Source organism: Streptomyces sp. NPDC047880 (assembly GCF_040706515.1).
GTDB lineage: Bacteria > Actinomycetota > Actinomycetes > Streptomycetales > Streptomycetaceae > Streptomyces.
Map to the genome: position 1 here is coordinate 447,628 of NZ_JBEZOK010000001.1, position 14,406 is coordinate 462,033.

Here is a 14,406-nt window from a genome sequence, read left to right on the forward strand (position 1 = left end):
CCCACACGCCGCCCGCAAACGCATTCCCGCGAGGGCAAGTTGCCCACAGCCGGGGAGTTGTCCACAGCCCCGCACCCGGCTGTTCGAGATGGCGTACGGTGCGGCGCATGGCAAGTGTGCTCGTGGTCGAGGACGACCAGTTCGTACGTTCCGCGCTGATCCGGCACCTGACCGACGCCTCGCACACCGTGCGCAGTGTCGGGACGGCACTGGAGGCGCTGCGCGAGGTCGCCCATGTCCGCTTCGACGTGGTGATCCTCGACCTCGGACTGCCCGATCTCGACGGGTCCGAGGCCCTGAAGATGCTGCGCGGGATCACGGACGTCCCGGTGATCGTCGCCACCGCCCGGGACGACGAGACGGAGGTCGTCCGGCTGCTCAACGCCGGGGCCGACGACTACCTGACCAAGCCCTTCTCCGTCGAGCACCTCTCGGCCCGCATGGCGGCCGTGCTGCGCCGTGCCCGCTCCGGCGCCGCCGACGGGGAGCCGTCCCCCGCGATCCGCGTCGGCGGCCTGACCGTGGACCCGCTGCGCCGCCAGGCCGAGCTGGACGGCACCCGACTCGACCTCACCCGCCGCGAGTTCGACCTGCTCGCCTTCCTGGCCCGCAGGCCCGGCGTCGTCGTCCCCCGCAAGGAACTGCTCGCCGAGGTGTGGCAGCAGTCCTACGGCGACGACCAGACCATCGACGTCCATCTGTCCTGGCTGCGCCGGAAACTGGGCGAGACGGCGGCCAGCCCGCGCTATCTGCACACCCTCCGGGGCGTCGGCGTGAAGCTCGAACCACCGGGGGCGCCGCGATGAGGTGGGCCCTGGTCAAGGTGTCGCTGGCGGTCACCACCATGGTCGTGGTCGCCTTCGCGGTGCCGCTCGGACTCGTCATCCGCGAGCTGGCCCGCGACCGTGCCTACTCCAACGCCGAGCGGGAGGCCGCGGCCGTCGCCCCCGCCCTGTCCATCACCACCGACCGCGACCAGCTCGAACGCGTCGTCGCCGCCGCCGGTTCCGACGCCGGGATGGCCGTGCACCTCCCCGCGGGAGACGGCCGGGCCGCCCTCGAACTGGGCCGCCGTCGCGCCGCCGACGAGGACATCGCGGCCGTGCGCGAGCTGGGCCGCGCCTCCACCACCGGCGTCACCGGCGGCTGGACACTCCTCCAGCCGGTCGCCCTCAGCACCGGCCGGATCGCGGTCGTCGAGGTGTACGTGCCGGAGTCCGACGTCACCAACGGCGTCGGGACGGCCTGGGCGGTGCTCGCCGGGGTCGGGGTGGCGCTGATCCTCGGTTCGGTCGCGGTCGCCGACCGGCTGGGCGTCCGCATGGTCCGGCCCGCGCAGCGCCTGGTCGAGGGGGCGCACGACCTGGGGGAGGGCCGGCTGGGTGCCCGCGTGCCCGAGGAAGGCCCGAGCGAACTGCGCCTCGCGGCGGTCGCGTTCAACTCGATGGCCGACCAGGTCGTCCAGCTCCTGGCGAACGAGCGGGAGCTGGCGGCCGACCTGTCCCACCGGCTGCGCACGCCCCTGACCGTGCTGCGGCTCAACACTGCCTCGCTCGGCGAGGGACCGGCCGCCGACCAGACCCGGACCGCGGTCGAGCAGCTGGAGCGCGAGGTCGACACCATCATCCGCACGGCGCGGGAGGCCAAGCCGCAGACGGCCGCTGCGGGGCCGGGCGCCGGGTGCGACGCGGCCGAGGTGGTCCGCGAGCGGATGGCGTTCTGGTCGGCGCTCGCCGAGGACGAGGGCCGCAAGTGGCGGGTGGCCGGGGCCGACCGGCCGGTTCGCATACCCGTGGCCCGCGCCGACCTGGCCGCCGCGCTCGACGCGCTCCTCGGGAACGTCTTCCGGCACACCGCGGAGGGCACCGCGTTCGCGGTCGACGTGCACAACGGCGAGGACGCGGTGATCGTCCTCGTCTCCGACGCGGGCCCCGGCATACCCGACCCGGAGGCGGCGATGGCGCGCGGCCGCGGCTCCGGGAACGACGGTTCGACCGGGCTCGGCCTGGACATCGTGCGCCGTCTCGCGGAGTCCACCGGCGGGGACGTGCGGATCGGCTCCTCGGTGCTCGGCGGGACCGAGGTGCGGATCTGGATCCAGCTGGACGGCCGCGCCCCGGCCGGCAGCGGACGCCGGCAGCTGCGGCGCCGCCGCCCCGGCAGGCTCGCCGCCGTGTACAACCGCGCCCGGTCCCGCTGAGCCCTCCCGACCTCGCGTCTTCACGGGACGGTCACGTTTCGACAAATGGCGGCAACGACTCTTGACGGGTGACCGGACATACGGCTGTCATTGCGCCACCGTGTTCGGTCAAGTTGATTTCTGGTCGATTGCGACTGGATTTCACGCCACACCCCTCGTGGCCGAACCCTGCCTTCAGGAGCAGTCCATGCACGACCTCTCTCCCTCCGGTCTCTCCCTCTCCGCTCCCAGCCGCCGCACCCTGCTGCGCGGAATGGGCGGCGCGGCCCTGCTCGGCGCCGGTATACCCCTGCTGAGCGCATGCGGCGGCAGTGGCTCGTCCGCCGACCCGAAGACGGTCAGTCTCGGCTCCAACTCGTCCGACGCCGTGCCGAAGAAGGCGTTCGCCGAGATCTACGCCGCCTTCACCAAGCAGTCCGGCATCAAGGTCGACGTGAACACCAAGGACCACAACACGTTCCAGGAGCAGATCAACTCCTACCTTCAGGGCACGCCCGACGACGTGTTCACCTGGTTCGCCGGCTACCGCATGCAGTTCTTCGCGGCGAAGAAGCTCGCCTCCCCGATCGACGACGTGTGGCAGAAGATCGGAGGCAACTTCCCCGAGGCGATGCGGAAGCTCAGCAAGGGCGAGGACGGCAAGTACTACTTCGTGCCGCTGTACACGTACCCGTGGGCCGTCTTCTACCGCAAGAGCGTCTTCGCGCAGCACGGCTACAAGGTCCCCGCCACCTGGGACGACTTCGTCGCCCTGTGCAAGCGGATGAAGAAGGACGGGCTGGTCCCGATCGCCTTCGGCGACAAGGACGCCTGGCCCGCGATGGGCACCTTCGACCAGATCAACTTCCGCACCAACGGCTACGACTTCCACGTCGAGCTGATGGCCGGCAAGGCCTCCTGGACCGACCCCAAGGTGCGCAAGGTCTTCGACCACTGGACGGAGATCCTGCCCTACCACCAGGAGGGCGCGGTGGGCCGCACCTGGCAGGACGCGGCGCAGACCCTCGTGGCCAAGAAGGCCGGCATGTACCTGCTGGGCACCTTCGTCGGCCAGCAGTTCACCGACAAGGCCGACCTGGACGACCTGGACTTCTTCGCCTTCCCGGAGATCGACCCGCAGTTCGGGCAGGACACCGTCGAGGCGCCCACCGACGGCTTCATGCTCTCCAAGGCCCCCAAGAACCGCGACGGCGCGGTCGAGCTCCTCGAGTACCTGGGCACGCCCGAGGCCGAGCAGATCTACCTCAAGGCCGACTCCAGCGTGGTGGCCGCCTCCACCAAGGCCGACACCTCCTCCTACACCGCGCTGCAGAAGAAGTCCTACGAGATGATCTCCGGCGCGAAGAGCCTGACGCAGTTCATGGACCGCGACTCCCGTCCGGACTTCACGTCCACGGTGATGCAGCCGGCCCTGCAGAACTTCGTCCGCAACCCCAAGAACGTCGACGGCATCCTCTCGTCGATCGAACGCCAGAAGAAGACGATCTTCGCCTCCTCCTGACCGAACGGAGACTCGACGACTCGGATCCGACATGACCGCCACCCCCGCGAAGGCTCCGGAGCCGGCCCTCCCCCCGGCTCCGGAGCCCGCCCCCACGTCCCCGCCCGCCCCGACGCCCCACGGGCACCGGCGGCTGCTCACCCGCCGCGACCGCGCCACGCTCGGCCTGATGGCGGGCGTGCCCACGGTCCTGCACGTCGCCCTGGTCTGGCTGACGGCCCTCGCCTCGATCGCGCTGGCCTTCACCACCTGGGACGGCATCGGCTTCGACTCCATCCAGTGGGTCGGACTGCAGAACTTCCGTGAACTGTTCACCAGCAACCCGCAGTTCTGGCCCGCCGTCGAGCACAACGTCATCTGGTTCGTGGTGCTCATCCTGCTGCCCACGCCCTTCGGCCTGTTCCTGGCCGTGCAGCTGGACAAGAAGATCCGCTTCAGCCGCGTCTACCAGACGGCGTTCTTCCTGCCGGTCGTGATGTCGCTGGCGGTCATCGGCTTCGTCTGGCAGCTGATCTACAACCCTGACACGGGCCTGATCAACAGCATCGTCGGCGCCAACAAGCCCGGCCACTACATCGACTGGATCGGCGACCCGGACCTCAACCTGTGGGCCGTCCTGGTCGCCGCGTCCTGGCGGCACGCCGGCTACATGATGATCCTCTACCTGGCCGGCCTGAAGAGCGTCGACCCCGCCCTGCGCGAGGCATCCGCCCTGGACGGCGCGAGCGAGTGGCAGACGTTCAAGAACGTCATCTTCCCGACCCTGCGCCCGACCAACACCGTCGTCCTGGTCGTCACGATCATCGAAGCCCTGCGCGCCTTCGACCTGGTCTTCGTCTTCAACAAGGGCGCCCAGGGCACCGAGCTGCTGTCGATCCTGGTGACCAACAACATCATCGGCGAGTCCAGCCGTATCGGCTACGGCTCCGCCATCGCCGTCGTCCTGCTGGTGATCTCGCTCGCGGTGATCATCCCGTATCTGATCGCGACCTTCCGGAAGGAGCGGCGCGCATGAGCACCCTGAGTGTTTCGCGCAAGCAGCGCACCCCCGTCCGCCCCGCCCGGATCCTGCTGCACACCTTCCTCGTGGTCACGGCACTGGCCTGGCTCGCGCCCCTGCTGTGGGCGCTGCTCGCCGCGATGCGGCCGTACGCGGAGACCAGCACCAAGGGCTACGTCTCCTGGCCCGACAAGCTCACCCTCGACAACTTCACAGGCGCCTTCCAGCAGTCGGACATGCTGCACTACTTCGGCAACACGCTGCTGATCGCGGTCCCGGCCGTGCTCCTGACCCTGCTGCTGTCGTCCATGGTCGCCTTCTACGTCAGCCGCTTCGACTTCCGGCTCAACCTTTTCCTGCTGCTGGTGTTCACGGCCGGCAACCTGCTGCCCCAGCAGGTCATCATCACCCCGCTGTACCGGCTCTACCTGCTGATCGACCTGCCCGGCATCACCATGAGCGGCAAGCTCTACGACTCCGCGCTCGGCCTGGTCCTGATCCACGTGGCGTTCCAGTCCGGCTTCTGCGCCTTCGTGCTCAGCAACTACATGCGCTCACTGCCGCACGAACTCACCGAGGCCGCCCTCGTCGACGGCGCCTCCGTGTGGCGGCTGTACTGGCAGATCGTGCTGCCGCTGTGCAAACCGGCGATGGCCGCCCTCGCCACCCTGCTCTCCATCTGGATCTACAACGACTTCTTCTGGGCCATCGTCCTCATCTCCACCGGCGAGAACATGCCGATCACCTCGGCGCTGAACAACCTCTCCGGCCAGTACTTCACCGACCCCAACCTGGTCGCCGCGGGCGCCCTGCTCACCGCGATCCCCACCCTGATCGTGTACTTCGCACTCCAGCGCCAGTTCGTCAGCGGCCTCACCCTGGGCGCCAACAAGGGCTGATGCCCGCCCCCGGCAGATGCCCCGCCCGGCGGTGGAGACGCGGATGCGCGTCCACCGCTGAAGCGCGGCCGGGGCGCGGCACTCCCCTAATCGTGCCGCGCCCCGCCCCCCGTCGGTCAGACCGCCTCGATCTCCGGCAGCGTCCCGGTCCGCGCCGCCCGCCCGTACCACCGGGCGCTCGTCTTCGGCGTGCGGTCCAGCGTCGCGTAGTCCACGTAGACCGCCCCGAAGCGCTTGCCGTAGCCGTACGCCCACTCGAAGTTGTCCATCAGGGACCACAGGTAGTAGCCCCGGACGTCCGCGCCGTCGGCGATGGCACGGTGGACAGCCGACAAGTGGCCGTGCAGATAGGCGACCCGCTCCGGGTCGTGCACCCGGCCGTCCGAGTCGATCTTGTCGTCGTAGGCCGCGCCGTTCTCCGTGATGTACAGCGGCAGGCCCGGGGCCTCGCGCGTGTAGCGCATGATCAGCTCGTGCAGGCCGGTCGGGTCGATCGTCCAGCCCATCTCCGTGCGGTCGCCGGGCGTCTGGTGGAACGCGACGTCGTCCGCGGCCGGCCACGGCGAGTGGTCGCTCGCCCCGTGACCGTCGGCGCGCGGTGCCTTCGCCGACACGTCCGCCGCCGACACCAGCGACGGCGTGTAGTAGTTGAGGCCCAGCGCGTCCAGCGGCTGGTTGATCAGCTCCAGGTCGCCGTCGAGAACGTGGTCCCAGTCCGTGAGGCCCGACGTCGCCACGTACAGCGACTCCGGGTAGGCACCGTGCAGCATCGGCCCGTGGAACACACCGTTGGCCAGGTCGTCGATCCTGCGGACCGCGTCCAGATCCGCCGGATCCTGCGAAAGCGGCCTCACCACAGAGGAGTTGAGACTCACCGCGACCGTGTTGCGGGCCGGCATCACCGACCGCAGCGCGGACGCGCCCAGGCCGTGCGCCAGATTCAGATGGTGCGCGGCACGCAGCGAGGCCGCCGGGTCCGTACGGCCCGGGGCGTGCACCCCGGAGGCGTACCCCAGGAACGCGCTGCACCACGGCTCGTTGAGCGTGATCCACTGCTCGACGCGGTCGCCCAGTGCCTCCCCGGCGATCTGCGCGTACTCCGCGAACCGGTACGCCGTGTCGCGCTCCGGCCAGCCCCCCGCGTCCTCCAACTCCTGCGGCAGGTCCCAGTGGTAGAGCGTGATGGCCGGCTTGATGTTCTTCGCCAGCAGCTCGTCCACCAGCCGCCGGTAGAAGTCCAGACCCTTCTGCACGGCAGGGCCCCGGCCGGTCGGCTGCACCCGCGACCACGACATGGAGAAGCGGTAGGCGCCCAGGCCCAGCTCCGCCATCAGCGCCACGTCGTCGCGGTAGCGGTGGTAGTGGTCGACAGCGATGTCACCGTGGTCACCGCCGAGGGTCTTGCCCGGCGTGTGGCTGAAGGTGTCCCAGATCGACGGCGTCCGGCCGTCCTCCCGCACCGCACCCTCGATCTGGTACGCGGACGTCGCCGCGCCCCACAGGAAGGCGGGCGGGAAGGTCACCGGAGTGGCCGGGTTCTCGGAGTCAGACATGGAAGCGCTCCCAAAAGGGGTCGTGTGGACCGACGAGCGGATGGGGGAAAGGGGCCGAGGCGGCAATGGCTCGGCCCCCGGGAAAGCGGGGCTCAGCCCTTGACGGCGCCCTGCATGATGCCGCCCACGATCTGCTTGCCGAAGATCGCGAAGACCAGCAGCAGCGGCAGCGTGCCCAGCAGCGCGCCCGCCATGATCAGGGACTGGTCGGGGGTGTAGCCGCGGCCGAGGCCGGCCACGGCGACCTGCACGGTCGGGTTGCCGGTCTGGGTGAGCACCAGGAACGGCCACAGGAAGTCGTTCCACGTCTGCACGAACATCAGCATGCCGAGCACCGCCATCGCGGGCCGGGCGGCCGGGAACACCACGTGCCACACCACCCGCCAGCTGCTCGCGCCGTCCACCCGGGCGGCTTCGATGATCTCGTCGGGCAGCGCCTGGAGCAGGTATTGCCGCATGAAGAACACGCCGAACGCGCTCACGAGCGACGGGAAGATCACCGCTTGAAGCTGGTCGGTCCAGTCCAGCTTGGCGACCATCATGTACAGCGGGATCACACTCAGCTGCGGCGGCACCATCATCGTGCCGATGACGATCAGCATCAGCGCATTGCGGCCCTTGAAACGCAGCTTGGCGAAGGCGAACCCGGCGATCGTCGACAGCACGACGATGGTGAGCGCCGAAATGCCCGCCACGATCGTGGTGTTGAGGAACGCCTCGCCGAGGTTGGCGTCCGTCCAGGCGATCTCCAGGTTCTTGAACAAGTTGGAGCCGAACCAGAACGGTGGCGGCGTCTGCGCCAGGCGCTGGTTGTCACGGGAGGCGGCGATCGCGGTCCACACCAGCGGGAACAGCGACACGATCGTGAACAGGATCAGGATCGCGTACGCGATCGGACCGCCGTGCAGGGTCCCGCCGGCCCGCGCCGACTTCGGCAGGCGCGAACGCTTGGGGTGCCGGGCGGGTGCGGTCTCGGGGGGCGTCACAGTCGTCGTCACGGCCACAACTCCTTAACTACTGGCGCGCAGCCGGCGCGAGATGACGTAGTTGACGACCCCGATGACGATCAGGATCAGGAACATCGTCCAGGCGATCGCCGAGGCGCGGCCCAGGTGCTGGTTCACCCAACCCTGCTCGTACAGGTACAGGCCGAGCGTCTGGAACTGGTGCTCCGCGCCCCCGGACGCGCCCTTGTTGGCGTCGAACAGCAGCGGTTCACCGAAGACCTGGCTGGCGCCGATGGTCGACACCACGGCCGTGAACAGGATCGTCGGACGCAGCGACGGCAGGGTGACGTGCAGGAACTGCTGCCAGCGGCTGGCGCCGTCCAACGCGGCCGACTCGTACAGATCCTGCGGGATGGCCTGCATCGCTGCCAGGTAGATCAGCGCGTTGTAGCCGGTCCACCGCCAGATGATGATGGTGGAGACGGCGATCTGTGAGGGCCACTTGTCGCCCTGCCAGTCGACCGGGTGGACCCCGACGATGTCCAGCGCCCAGTTGATCATTCCGTAGTCACGCCCGAAGAGCAGCACGAACACCAGGGAGGCGGCGGCGATCGAGGTGGCGTACGGGGCGAGCATCGCGACCCGGTAGAAGGTCGAGGCGCGCAGCTTGTAGTTGAGGATGTGGGCTATGCCCATCGCCATCAACAGCTGCGGGACCGTGGAGATGATGCCGATGGTCAGGGTGTTCTTCGCCGCGTTCCAGAAGAACTCGTCGTCGAAGATGCGGGTGTAGTTGCGCAGCCCCACCCAGTTCATGTCGGTGGGCGCCGTCAGCTCCACCTGGTGCAGCGAGGCCCAGCCCGTGTAGATCAGCGGGAAGAGGCCGAAGGCCAGGAACAGCAGAAAGAACGGCGAGACGAAGGCGTACGGGCTCCAGCGCACGTCCCGCTGCCAGCGGCGGGAGAGTTTGGCCCGGCGCCGCTGATCCTGCTCGGAGTCGGAGGTGGCGGGCAGGCGGCCCGGGGCCGCGCCCCCCTCCTTGGCGGGGGGCGCGGCGGTGTCGTGACGGGTGGACATGCGGGTCACTGGTCCAGGTTGTTGTCGATGGTCTTCGTCGCCGTCTCCCAGGCCTCCTTCGCGGACTTGCCCTTCGTGACGAGGATGACGCCGTTGTCCGTCAGACCCTGCTGGATGATCTGGTCCTTCGGGCCGATCACCTGGACCGGTATCTGCTGCGCGGCCTCGGCGAAGATCTCACCGATCGGAGCGTCGCCGGTCATGTCGTTCTTGGCTCCCGTGACCTCGGGGCTGTCGAAGGCGGCCTGCGCGCTCGGGAAGCTGCCCTGCACCTTGAACAGCTTCGCCTGCTGCTCCGGCGCGGTCAGCCAGGCGACCAGCTTCTTGGCCTCTTCGACGTTCTTGCCGTTCTTCGGCACGGCCAGGAAGGAGCCGCCCCAGTTACCGGACTTGGGCGCCACGGCCACGTCCCACTTGCCCTTGGCGTCGGGCTGCGACTTGCCCTTGATGTAGCCGAGCATCCACGGCGGGCACGCCATCGCGGCGAACTTGTTGTTCGCGATCGTCTGGTCCCAAGCCGGCTGGAACTGGGTCTGCGCGCCGACCAGGCCCTTCTCGGCAGCCTCGGCGGTCAGGTCGAAGGCGCTCTTGACGGCCGGGTTCGTCTTGTAGACGACCTTTCCGGAGGCGTCGTAGAACTTCTCCTTCTCACTGCTGAGGACCGCGTTGATCAAACCGCCGGGAGAGTCCATGAAGGTCGTGCCCTTGGGGCCCTTCTCCTTGTAGCGCTCACCGACGTCGACGAACTTCTTCCAGTCACCCGCCCACAGCTTGCCCACCTCCGCGCGGTCGGTGGGAAGTCCGGCCTTCTTGAAGAGGTCCTTGCGGTAGCAGATCGCCATCGGGCCGATGTCGGTGCCGAGGCCGATCGTCTGACCGTCCTTGGTGGTGGCCTGCTGCCACTTCCAGTCCAGCCAGTCGGCCTTGTTGACGCCCGAGACCTTGGAGAGGTCCTCCAGCTTGGCGGACTGGGTGGTGACGATCTCGGCGATGTTGCCGACCTCGACGGCCTGGACGTCCTGCAGGCCGCTGTTGGTGGTCAAGTGATTCAGCAGCGCCGGGTAGTAGTTCTCGTTGCGCTCGACGACGTTCTCGGCGATCTTGATCTTCGGGTTGAGCTTCTCGTACTCGGCGTAGAGGCCGGCCTCCTTGAAGCCCATGGTGCCGAAGAGTCCGAGTGTGATCGTGGTCTTGCCGCCGCTGTCGCCCGACGAGGAACCGGAGCCGTCGTCCTTGCCGTCGTCGGCACAGCCGGCCAGCAGCCCGGCGCCCAGCGACGCGACGGCCGCGACGACCATCGCCTTGCGGGCGGTTCGGATGCGTGCTCGCATGTCGTCCTCCTGTTGCCCTGACGTGCCGACCCCCCGGCCAACTGCTGTGTCGGACCGTTTTACGCGCTTAAGGCTCGGGCGGGGAACGTGCGGGTTGTGTATGTGTCAGGTAGTGTGGGAGCGCTCCCACCAGTGATGTGTTGAAGAGTCCCCGGTCGCGGCGGGGGTGTCAAGGGACCGGACAGGGGGAGATGCGTTCAGTTATCGGGCTGTTAACTGGACCCGGACCGATGTCGGTTGGGGGCCGGGCCGGTGGTGTCGAGCCATCCGGACCACCGGTCGCACCGGAGCGTCCGGCCGAAACGGAAGGCCGGGGCGGCGAGTCCCCGGCGACGGTCGTCACGGCCGGCGGGCCTGTTAAATTCCAGGCCAGTCGCAGAGTGCGGGTGTGGACGGGAAGGCGGAGCCCATGGCAACCCACGGAGCGCGGGGCCGAAGTGGTGGCCGGCCCACCCTCGAAGAGGTGGCGGCGCGCGCCGGTGTCGGCCGCGGCACCGTCTCGCGGGTGATCAACGGCTCACCCCGGGTCAGTGACGCGACCCGGGCCGCCGTCGAGGCGGCGGTCGCGGAGCTCGGCTACGTCCCCAACACCGCGGCCCGCGCCCTGGCCGCCAACCGTACGGACGCGATCGCGCTGGTCGTGCCCGAGCCGGAGACCCGGTTCTTCGCGGAGCCGTACTTCTCGGACATGCTCAAGGGCGTCGGGGCGGCGCTGTCCGACACGGAGATGCAACTGCTGCTGATCTTCGCGGGCAGCGACCGGGAACGCGCCCGCCTCGCCCAGTACCTGGCGGCCCACCGCGTGGACGGCGTCCTGCTGGTCTCGGTGCACGCCGACGATCCGCTGCCCGACCTGCTGGCCCAGCTGGAGATCCCGGCGGTGATCAGCGGCCCGCGCTCGGCGGCGGAGACCCTGCCCTCGGTCGACTCGGACAACTACGGCGGCGCCCGCCAGGCCGTCGAGCACCTGCTGTCCCGGGGCCGCAGCCGGGTCGCCCACATCACCGGCCGTCTCGACGTCTACGGTGCCCAGCGCCGTGTCGACGGCTACCGCGACGCCATGAGCGACGCCGGCCTCGGGGTGGACGAGGGGCTGATCGAGGCGGGGGACTTCACGGAGGAGGGCGGGCACCGGGCCATGACGGTCCTGCTGGAGCGCCACCCCGGCATCGACGCGGTCTTCGCCGCCTCCGACGTCACCGCGGCCGGCGCCCGCCGGGCGCTGCGCGATGCGGGCCGCCGCATCCCGGAGGACGTGGCGCTCGTCGGCTACGACGACTCCGCCATCGCCCGCCACATGGAGCCGCCGCTCACCAGCGTCCGGCAGCCCATCGAGGAGATGGGCCGGCGGATGACAGACCTCCTGCTCACCGAGGTCGCCGACCGCCGCCCCCAGGCGTCCCGGGGCCTGGAACGCCGCCAGATGGTCCTGGCCACCGAACTGGTGTCGCGGTCGTCGTCGTGACCCTCAGCGCCGGCCTGCCGGCGTTTGGAGTTGCCCGGGCGCGCTCGGGTGAACGGTTCGAGAACCTGGGGGAGTTGGCGGTGGCGGCGGTCCGTGAGCCGAGGCCGTGGTAGCGGCGTAGAGCATCCAGACCGCCGGGCACGAACAGCCACTCCCGGATGGCCTCCCGCAACTCGACCTCGCTGAGCCAGCCGTGCCGGGCGATCCCGGAAAGGCCGGTCGCCAGGGTCTCCGCCGCGAAGGCCTCGTGCACGGCGAGCCGGGAGGGGCTGATCGCCCCACGGCAGAGGAACGTGAACAGGGATCGCACGCGCTCACACCCGAGCCGGTGTCAAGCGTCGCACCAGGTACACCCCCGCGACCACGACCAGGGCCGCCATGCACGCGATGAACACCAGCCCCGCGCCCTCCAGGCCGATCGGGCCGGTGAGGAGGCCGACGCCGATCACCGGGAGGGAGATGCCCGCGTAGGCCACCACGAACAGGGTCGAGATCACCGCCGCGCGCTGATCCGCGGGGGAGGCCTCGGCCACGTCGGACAGGGCGCCGCGGAACGCCAGGCCCTGGCCGATCCCGCCGACGAGCGCGCTGGCGATCAGCAGGGCCATCTGGTCCCACCGCAGCGCACCGGCGAGCAGCGCCAGCCCGGCGAGGAGCCCGGCGCAGCCCAGCGGCAGGGAGCGCCGTACGCCGACCCGGCCGACCGCCAGTTGCCCGGCCGTGGAGGAGAAGAAGGCCAGCGCGACGATCAGCCCGCTCACGGCGTGGTCGGTCACGTCCAGGGACTCCACGAGGAAGGCCGGACTGACCGAGGTGAACACCCCGAACAGGGCGAATCCGGCGAAGCAGGCGGTGGCGGCGGGGGCGAACACCGCCCGCACCTGCTGCGGCAGCGCGGGCCGCCGCGGCCGTACGGTGCGCAGCGGCTGCCGCTCCCGTACGGTCTCCGCGAGCCACAGCAGTACGGCGGCCGAGACGGCGACGAGGGCGAGGTGGGTGACGAACGGCAGGTACAGCGGCCAGGGGGCGTATTCCGCGAGCAGCCCGGAGAGCAGGGGACCGCAGCCCAGCCCGCCCATGTTGGCCGCCGTCGCCACGAAGGTGGCCCGGGAGGCACCGCCCGGCGGCGCCAGTTCCATCACGTACGCGGTGGCGGCCCCGGTGAACAACCCGGCGGACAGCCCCGACAGCAGCCTCCCCGCGTACAGCCAGCCGAGGCCCCCGGCGCTGAGGAAGCAGACGGCGCTCACCGCCGCGCACGCGAGGCCGCACAGCAGCACGGGTCGTCTGCCCACGGCGTCCGAGGCGTTGCCGACCAGCAGCAGCACAGCGATCACCGCGAAGGCGTACAGGGCGTACACCACGGTCACCGTCAGCTCGGAGAAGCCGAACTTGTCCTGGTAGAGGGGGTAGAGGGGAGTCGGCAGCGTGGTGCCGGCCATACAGACGGCGAACACCGCCCCGCCGAGCACACACGCACGCCAGCCCGTCCGCCCACCGTCCATGCCGCCGACGGTAGCCCCGGCCCACGGACGCCTCGTCGACCGGCACGCTGAAAACGCTTCAGCCGGTGGCCTCTTTCGAAGCCACCGGCTGAATACCCAGGGTGAGTGACGGGACTCGAACCCGCGGCATCCTGGACCACAACCAGGTGCTCTACCAGCTGAGCTACACCCACCATGACCGGCTTGGAGATCAGTGTCGTCCCCGACCGGCCGAGAAAAAGTGTACAGGGTCCGAAGGGGTGCTCGCGCACGCCTTTCTCCGGGCCCCTCCTCGTGCCCCCGTCCTGCCTACTGAACAGGCAGGACGTGCTTGGCGGCGATCGTCCGCGCGGTGTCCGAGTCGGGGCCGGGCTGGGGGACGAACACGGCCTCGCGGTAGTACCGCAGCTCCGCGATCGACTCGCGGATGTCGGCGAGCGCGCGATGGTTGCCGTTCTTCTGCGGGCTGTTGAAGTAGGCCCGCGGGTACCAGCGGCGCGCGAGCTCCTTGATCGAGGACACGTCGACGATCCGGTAGTGGAGGTAGTTCTCCAGGGTCGGCATGTCCCGCAGCAGGAAGCCGCGGTCGGTGCCGACGGAGTTACCGCACAGCGGGGCCTTGCCGGGCTCCTTGACGAACTCCCTCACATACGTCAGGACCTGGTCCTCGGCGTCCTTCAGGGTCGTCCCGGCGGCGAGCTCCTCGAGCAGCCCGGAGGCGGTGTGCATCTGGCGCACCACGTCCGGCATCGTCTCCAGCGCCTGGTCCGGCGGCCGGATGACGATGTCCACGCCGTCCCCGAGCACGTTCAGCTCGGAGTCGGTCACAAGGGCGGCCACCTCGATGAGTGCGTCGTCCGACAGCGAGAGGCCGGTCATCTCGCAGTCGATCCACACCATGCGATCGTTCATGTGTCTAACCTTACGGCCCGCCGCCTCCGGCGGGGCG

Annotated in this window: 12 protein-coding genes and 1 tRNA gene; 6 read left to right on the forward strand and 7 right to left on the reverse strand. The window is 69.7% G+C overall.

The window, feature by feature from the left end; translation table 11 throughout:
- The first annotated feature begins 107 nt into the window (after positions 1–107).
- The 5 genes from AB0937_RS02235 to AB0937_RS02255 all read left to right on the forward strand — a co-directional run bounded on the left by AB0937_RS02235 (position 108) and on the right by AB0937_RS02255 (position 5,600).
- The gene (locus AB0937_RS02235) at positions 108–806 is read left to right on the forward strand and encodes a response regulator transcription factor (RefSeq protein WP_366709044.1); all 699 of its coding nucleotides are present in this window, start codon (positions 108–110) and stop codon (positions 804–806) included.
- Positions 803–2,200, forward strand: coding sequence for a HAMP domain-containing sensor histidine kinase (locus AB0937_RS02240; protein WP_366709045.1), 1,398 nt, complete (start codon positions 803–805; stop codon positions 2,198–2,200). The genes AB0937_RS02235 and AB0937_RS02240 overlap by 4 nt, the downstream gene beginning before the upstream one ends.
- A gap of 187 nt (positions 2,201–2,387) precedes the next feature.
- Entirely contained in the window at positions 2,388–3,701 is a 1,314-nt protein-coding gene (locus AB0937_RS02245; protein WP_366709046.1) for an ABC transporter substrate-binding protein, read from the forward strand.
- 31 nt (positions 3,702–3,732) lie between these two features.
- The gene (locus AB0937_RS02250) at positions 3,733–4,716 is read left to right on the forward strand and encodes a sugar ABC transporter permease (RefSeq protein WP_366709047.1); all 984 of its coding nucleotides are present in this window, start codon (positions 3,733–3,735) and stop codon (positions 4,714–4,716) included.
- Complete coding sequence (locus AB0937_RS02255; protein WP_366709048.1) at positions 4,713–5,600, forward strand: carbohydrate ABC transporter permease; 888 nt, start codon at positions 4,713–4,715, stop codon at positions 5,598–5,600. The genes AB0937_RS02250 and AB0937_RS02255 overlap by 4 nt, the downstream gene beginning before the upstream one ends.
- Before the next feature lie 116 nt (positions 5,601–5,716).
- Here AB0937_RS02255 and AB0937_RS02260 read toward each other — a convergent pair whose 3' ends face one another.
- The 4 genes from AB0937_RS02260 to AB0937_RS02275 form a co-directional block, all read right to left on the reverse strand.
- Positions 5,717–7,153 carry a GH1 family beta-glucosidase gene (locus tag AB0937_RS02260; protein ID WP_366709049.1) on the reverse strand — a complete coding sequence of 479 codons (1,437 nt, stop codon included), beginning with the start codon at positions 7,151–7,153 and terminating at the stop codon, positions 5,717–5,719.
- A gap of 92 nt (positions 7,154–7,245) precedes the next feature.
- Positions 7,246–8,151, reverse strand: a complete 906-nt coding sequence (locus tag AB0937_RS02265) for a carbohydrate ABC transporter permease (protein WP_366709050.1) — start codon at positions 8,149–8,151, stop codon at positions 7,246–7,248.
- Positions 8,152–8,163: 12 nt separating this feature from the next.
- The gene (locus AB0937_RS02270; RefSeq protein ID WP_366709051.1) at positions 8,164–9,177 is read right to left on the reverse strand and encodes a sugar ABC transporter permease; all 1,014 of its coding nucleotides are present in this window, start codon (positions 9,175–9,177) and stop codon (positions 8,164–8,166) included.
- 5 nt (positions 9,178–9,182) lie between these two features.
- Positions 9,183–10,508: an extracellular solute-binding protein gene (locus AB0937_RS02275; protein ID WP_366709052.1), complete on the reverse strand. Its 1,326-nt coding sequence runs from the start codon at positions 10,506–10,508 to the stop codon at positions 9,183–9,185.
- A gap of 409 nt (positions 10,509–10,917) precedes the next feature.
- Between AB0937_RS02275 and AB0937_RS02280 the strand changes: the two genes are divergently transcribed.
- Complete coding sequence (locus AB0937_RS02280; RefSeq protein WP_366709053.1) at positions 10,918–11,973, forward strand: LacI family DNA-binding transcriptional regulator; 1,056 nt, start codon at positions 10,918–10,920, stop codon at positions 11,971–11,973.
- Between the two features lie 314 nt (positions 11,974–12,287).
- Here AB0937_RS02280 and AB0937_RS02285 read toward each other — a convergent pair whose 3' ends face one another.
- The 3 genes from AB0937_RS02285 to orn form a co-directional block, all read right to left on the reverse strand.
- Entirely contained in the window at positions 12,288–13,478 is a 1,191-nt protein-coding gene (locus AB0937_RS02285) for an MFS transporter (protein ID WP_366709054.1), read from the reverse strand.
- Between the two features lie 100 nt (positions 13,479–13,578).
- Positions 13,579–13,651: transfer RNA gene (locus AB0937_RS02290), tRNA-His, on the reverse strand.
- Positions 13,652–13,766: 115 nt separating this feature from the next.
- Positions 13,767–14,369 carry an oligoribonuclease gene (gene orn, locus AB0937_RS02295; RefSeq protein ID WP_366709055.1) on the reverse strand — a complete coding sequence of 201 codons (603 nt, stop codon included), beginning with the start codon at positions 14,367–14,369 and terminating at the stop codon, positions 13,767–13,769.
- Positions 14,370–14,406: the final 37 nt, after the last annotated feature.

What these genes read in the sequence shown, in the direction of transcription:
- AB0937_RS02240 (WP_366709045.1), top strand. Translation starts at nt 803, where the DNA reads ATGAGGTGGGCCCTGGTCAAGGTGTCGCTGGCGGTCACCACCATGGTC.
- AB0937_RS02270 (WP_366709051.1), bottom strand. Translation starts at nt 9,177, where the DNA reads ATGTCCACCCGTCACGACACCGCCGCGCCCCCCGCCAAGGAGGGGGGC.
- AB0937_RS02235 (WP_366709044.1), top strand. Translation starts at nt 108, where the DNA reads ATGGCAAGTGTGCTCGTGGTCGAGGACGACCAGTTCGTACGTTCCGCG.
- AB0937_RS02250 (WP_366709047.1), top strand. Translation starts at nt 3,733, where the DNA reads ATGACCGCCACCCCCGCGAAGGCTCCGGAGCCGGCCCTCCCCCCGGCT.
- AB0937_RS02255 (WP_366709048.1), top strand. Translation starts at nt 4,713, where the DNA reads ATGAGCACCCTGAGTGTTTCGCGCAAGCAGCGCACCCCCGTCCGCCCC.
- AB0937_RS02275 (WP_366709052.1), bottom strand. Translation starts at nt 10,508, where the DNA reads ATGCGAGCACGCATCCGAACCGCCCGCAAGGCGATGGTCGTCGCGGCC.
- AB0937_RS02260 (WP_366709049.1), bottom strand. Translation starts at nt 7,153, where the DNA reads ATGTCTGACTCCGAGAACCCGGCCACTCCGGTGACCTTCCCGCCCGCC.
- AB0937_RS02285 (WP_366709054.1), bottom strand. Translation starts at nt 13,478, where the DNA reads ATGGACGGTGGGCGGACGGGCTGGCGTGCGTGTGTGCTCGGCGGGGCG.
- orn (WP_366709055.1), bottom strand. Translation starts at nt 14,369, where the DNA reads ATGAACGATCGCATGGTGTGGATCGACTGCGAGATGACCGGCCTCTCG.
- AB0937_RS02245 (WP_366709046.1), top strand. Translation starts at nt 2,388, where the DNA reads ATGCACGACCTCTCTCCCTCCGGTCTCTCCCTCTCCGCTCCCAGCCGC.
- AB0937_RS02280 (WP_366709053.1), top strand. Translation starts at nt 10,918, where the DNA reads ATGGCAACCCACGGAGCGCGGGGCCGAAGTGGTGGCCGGCCCACCCTC.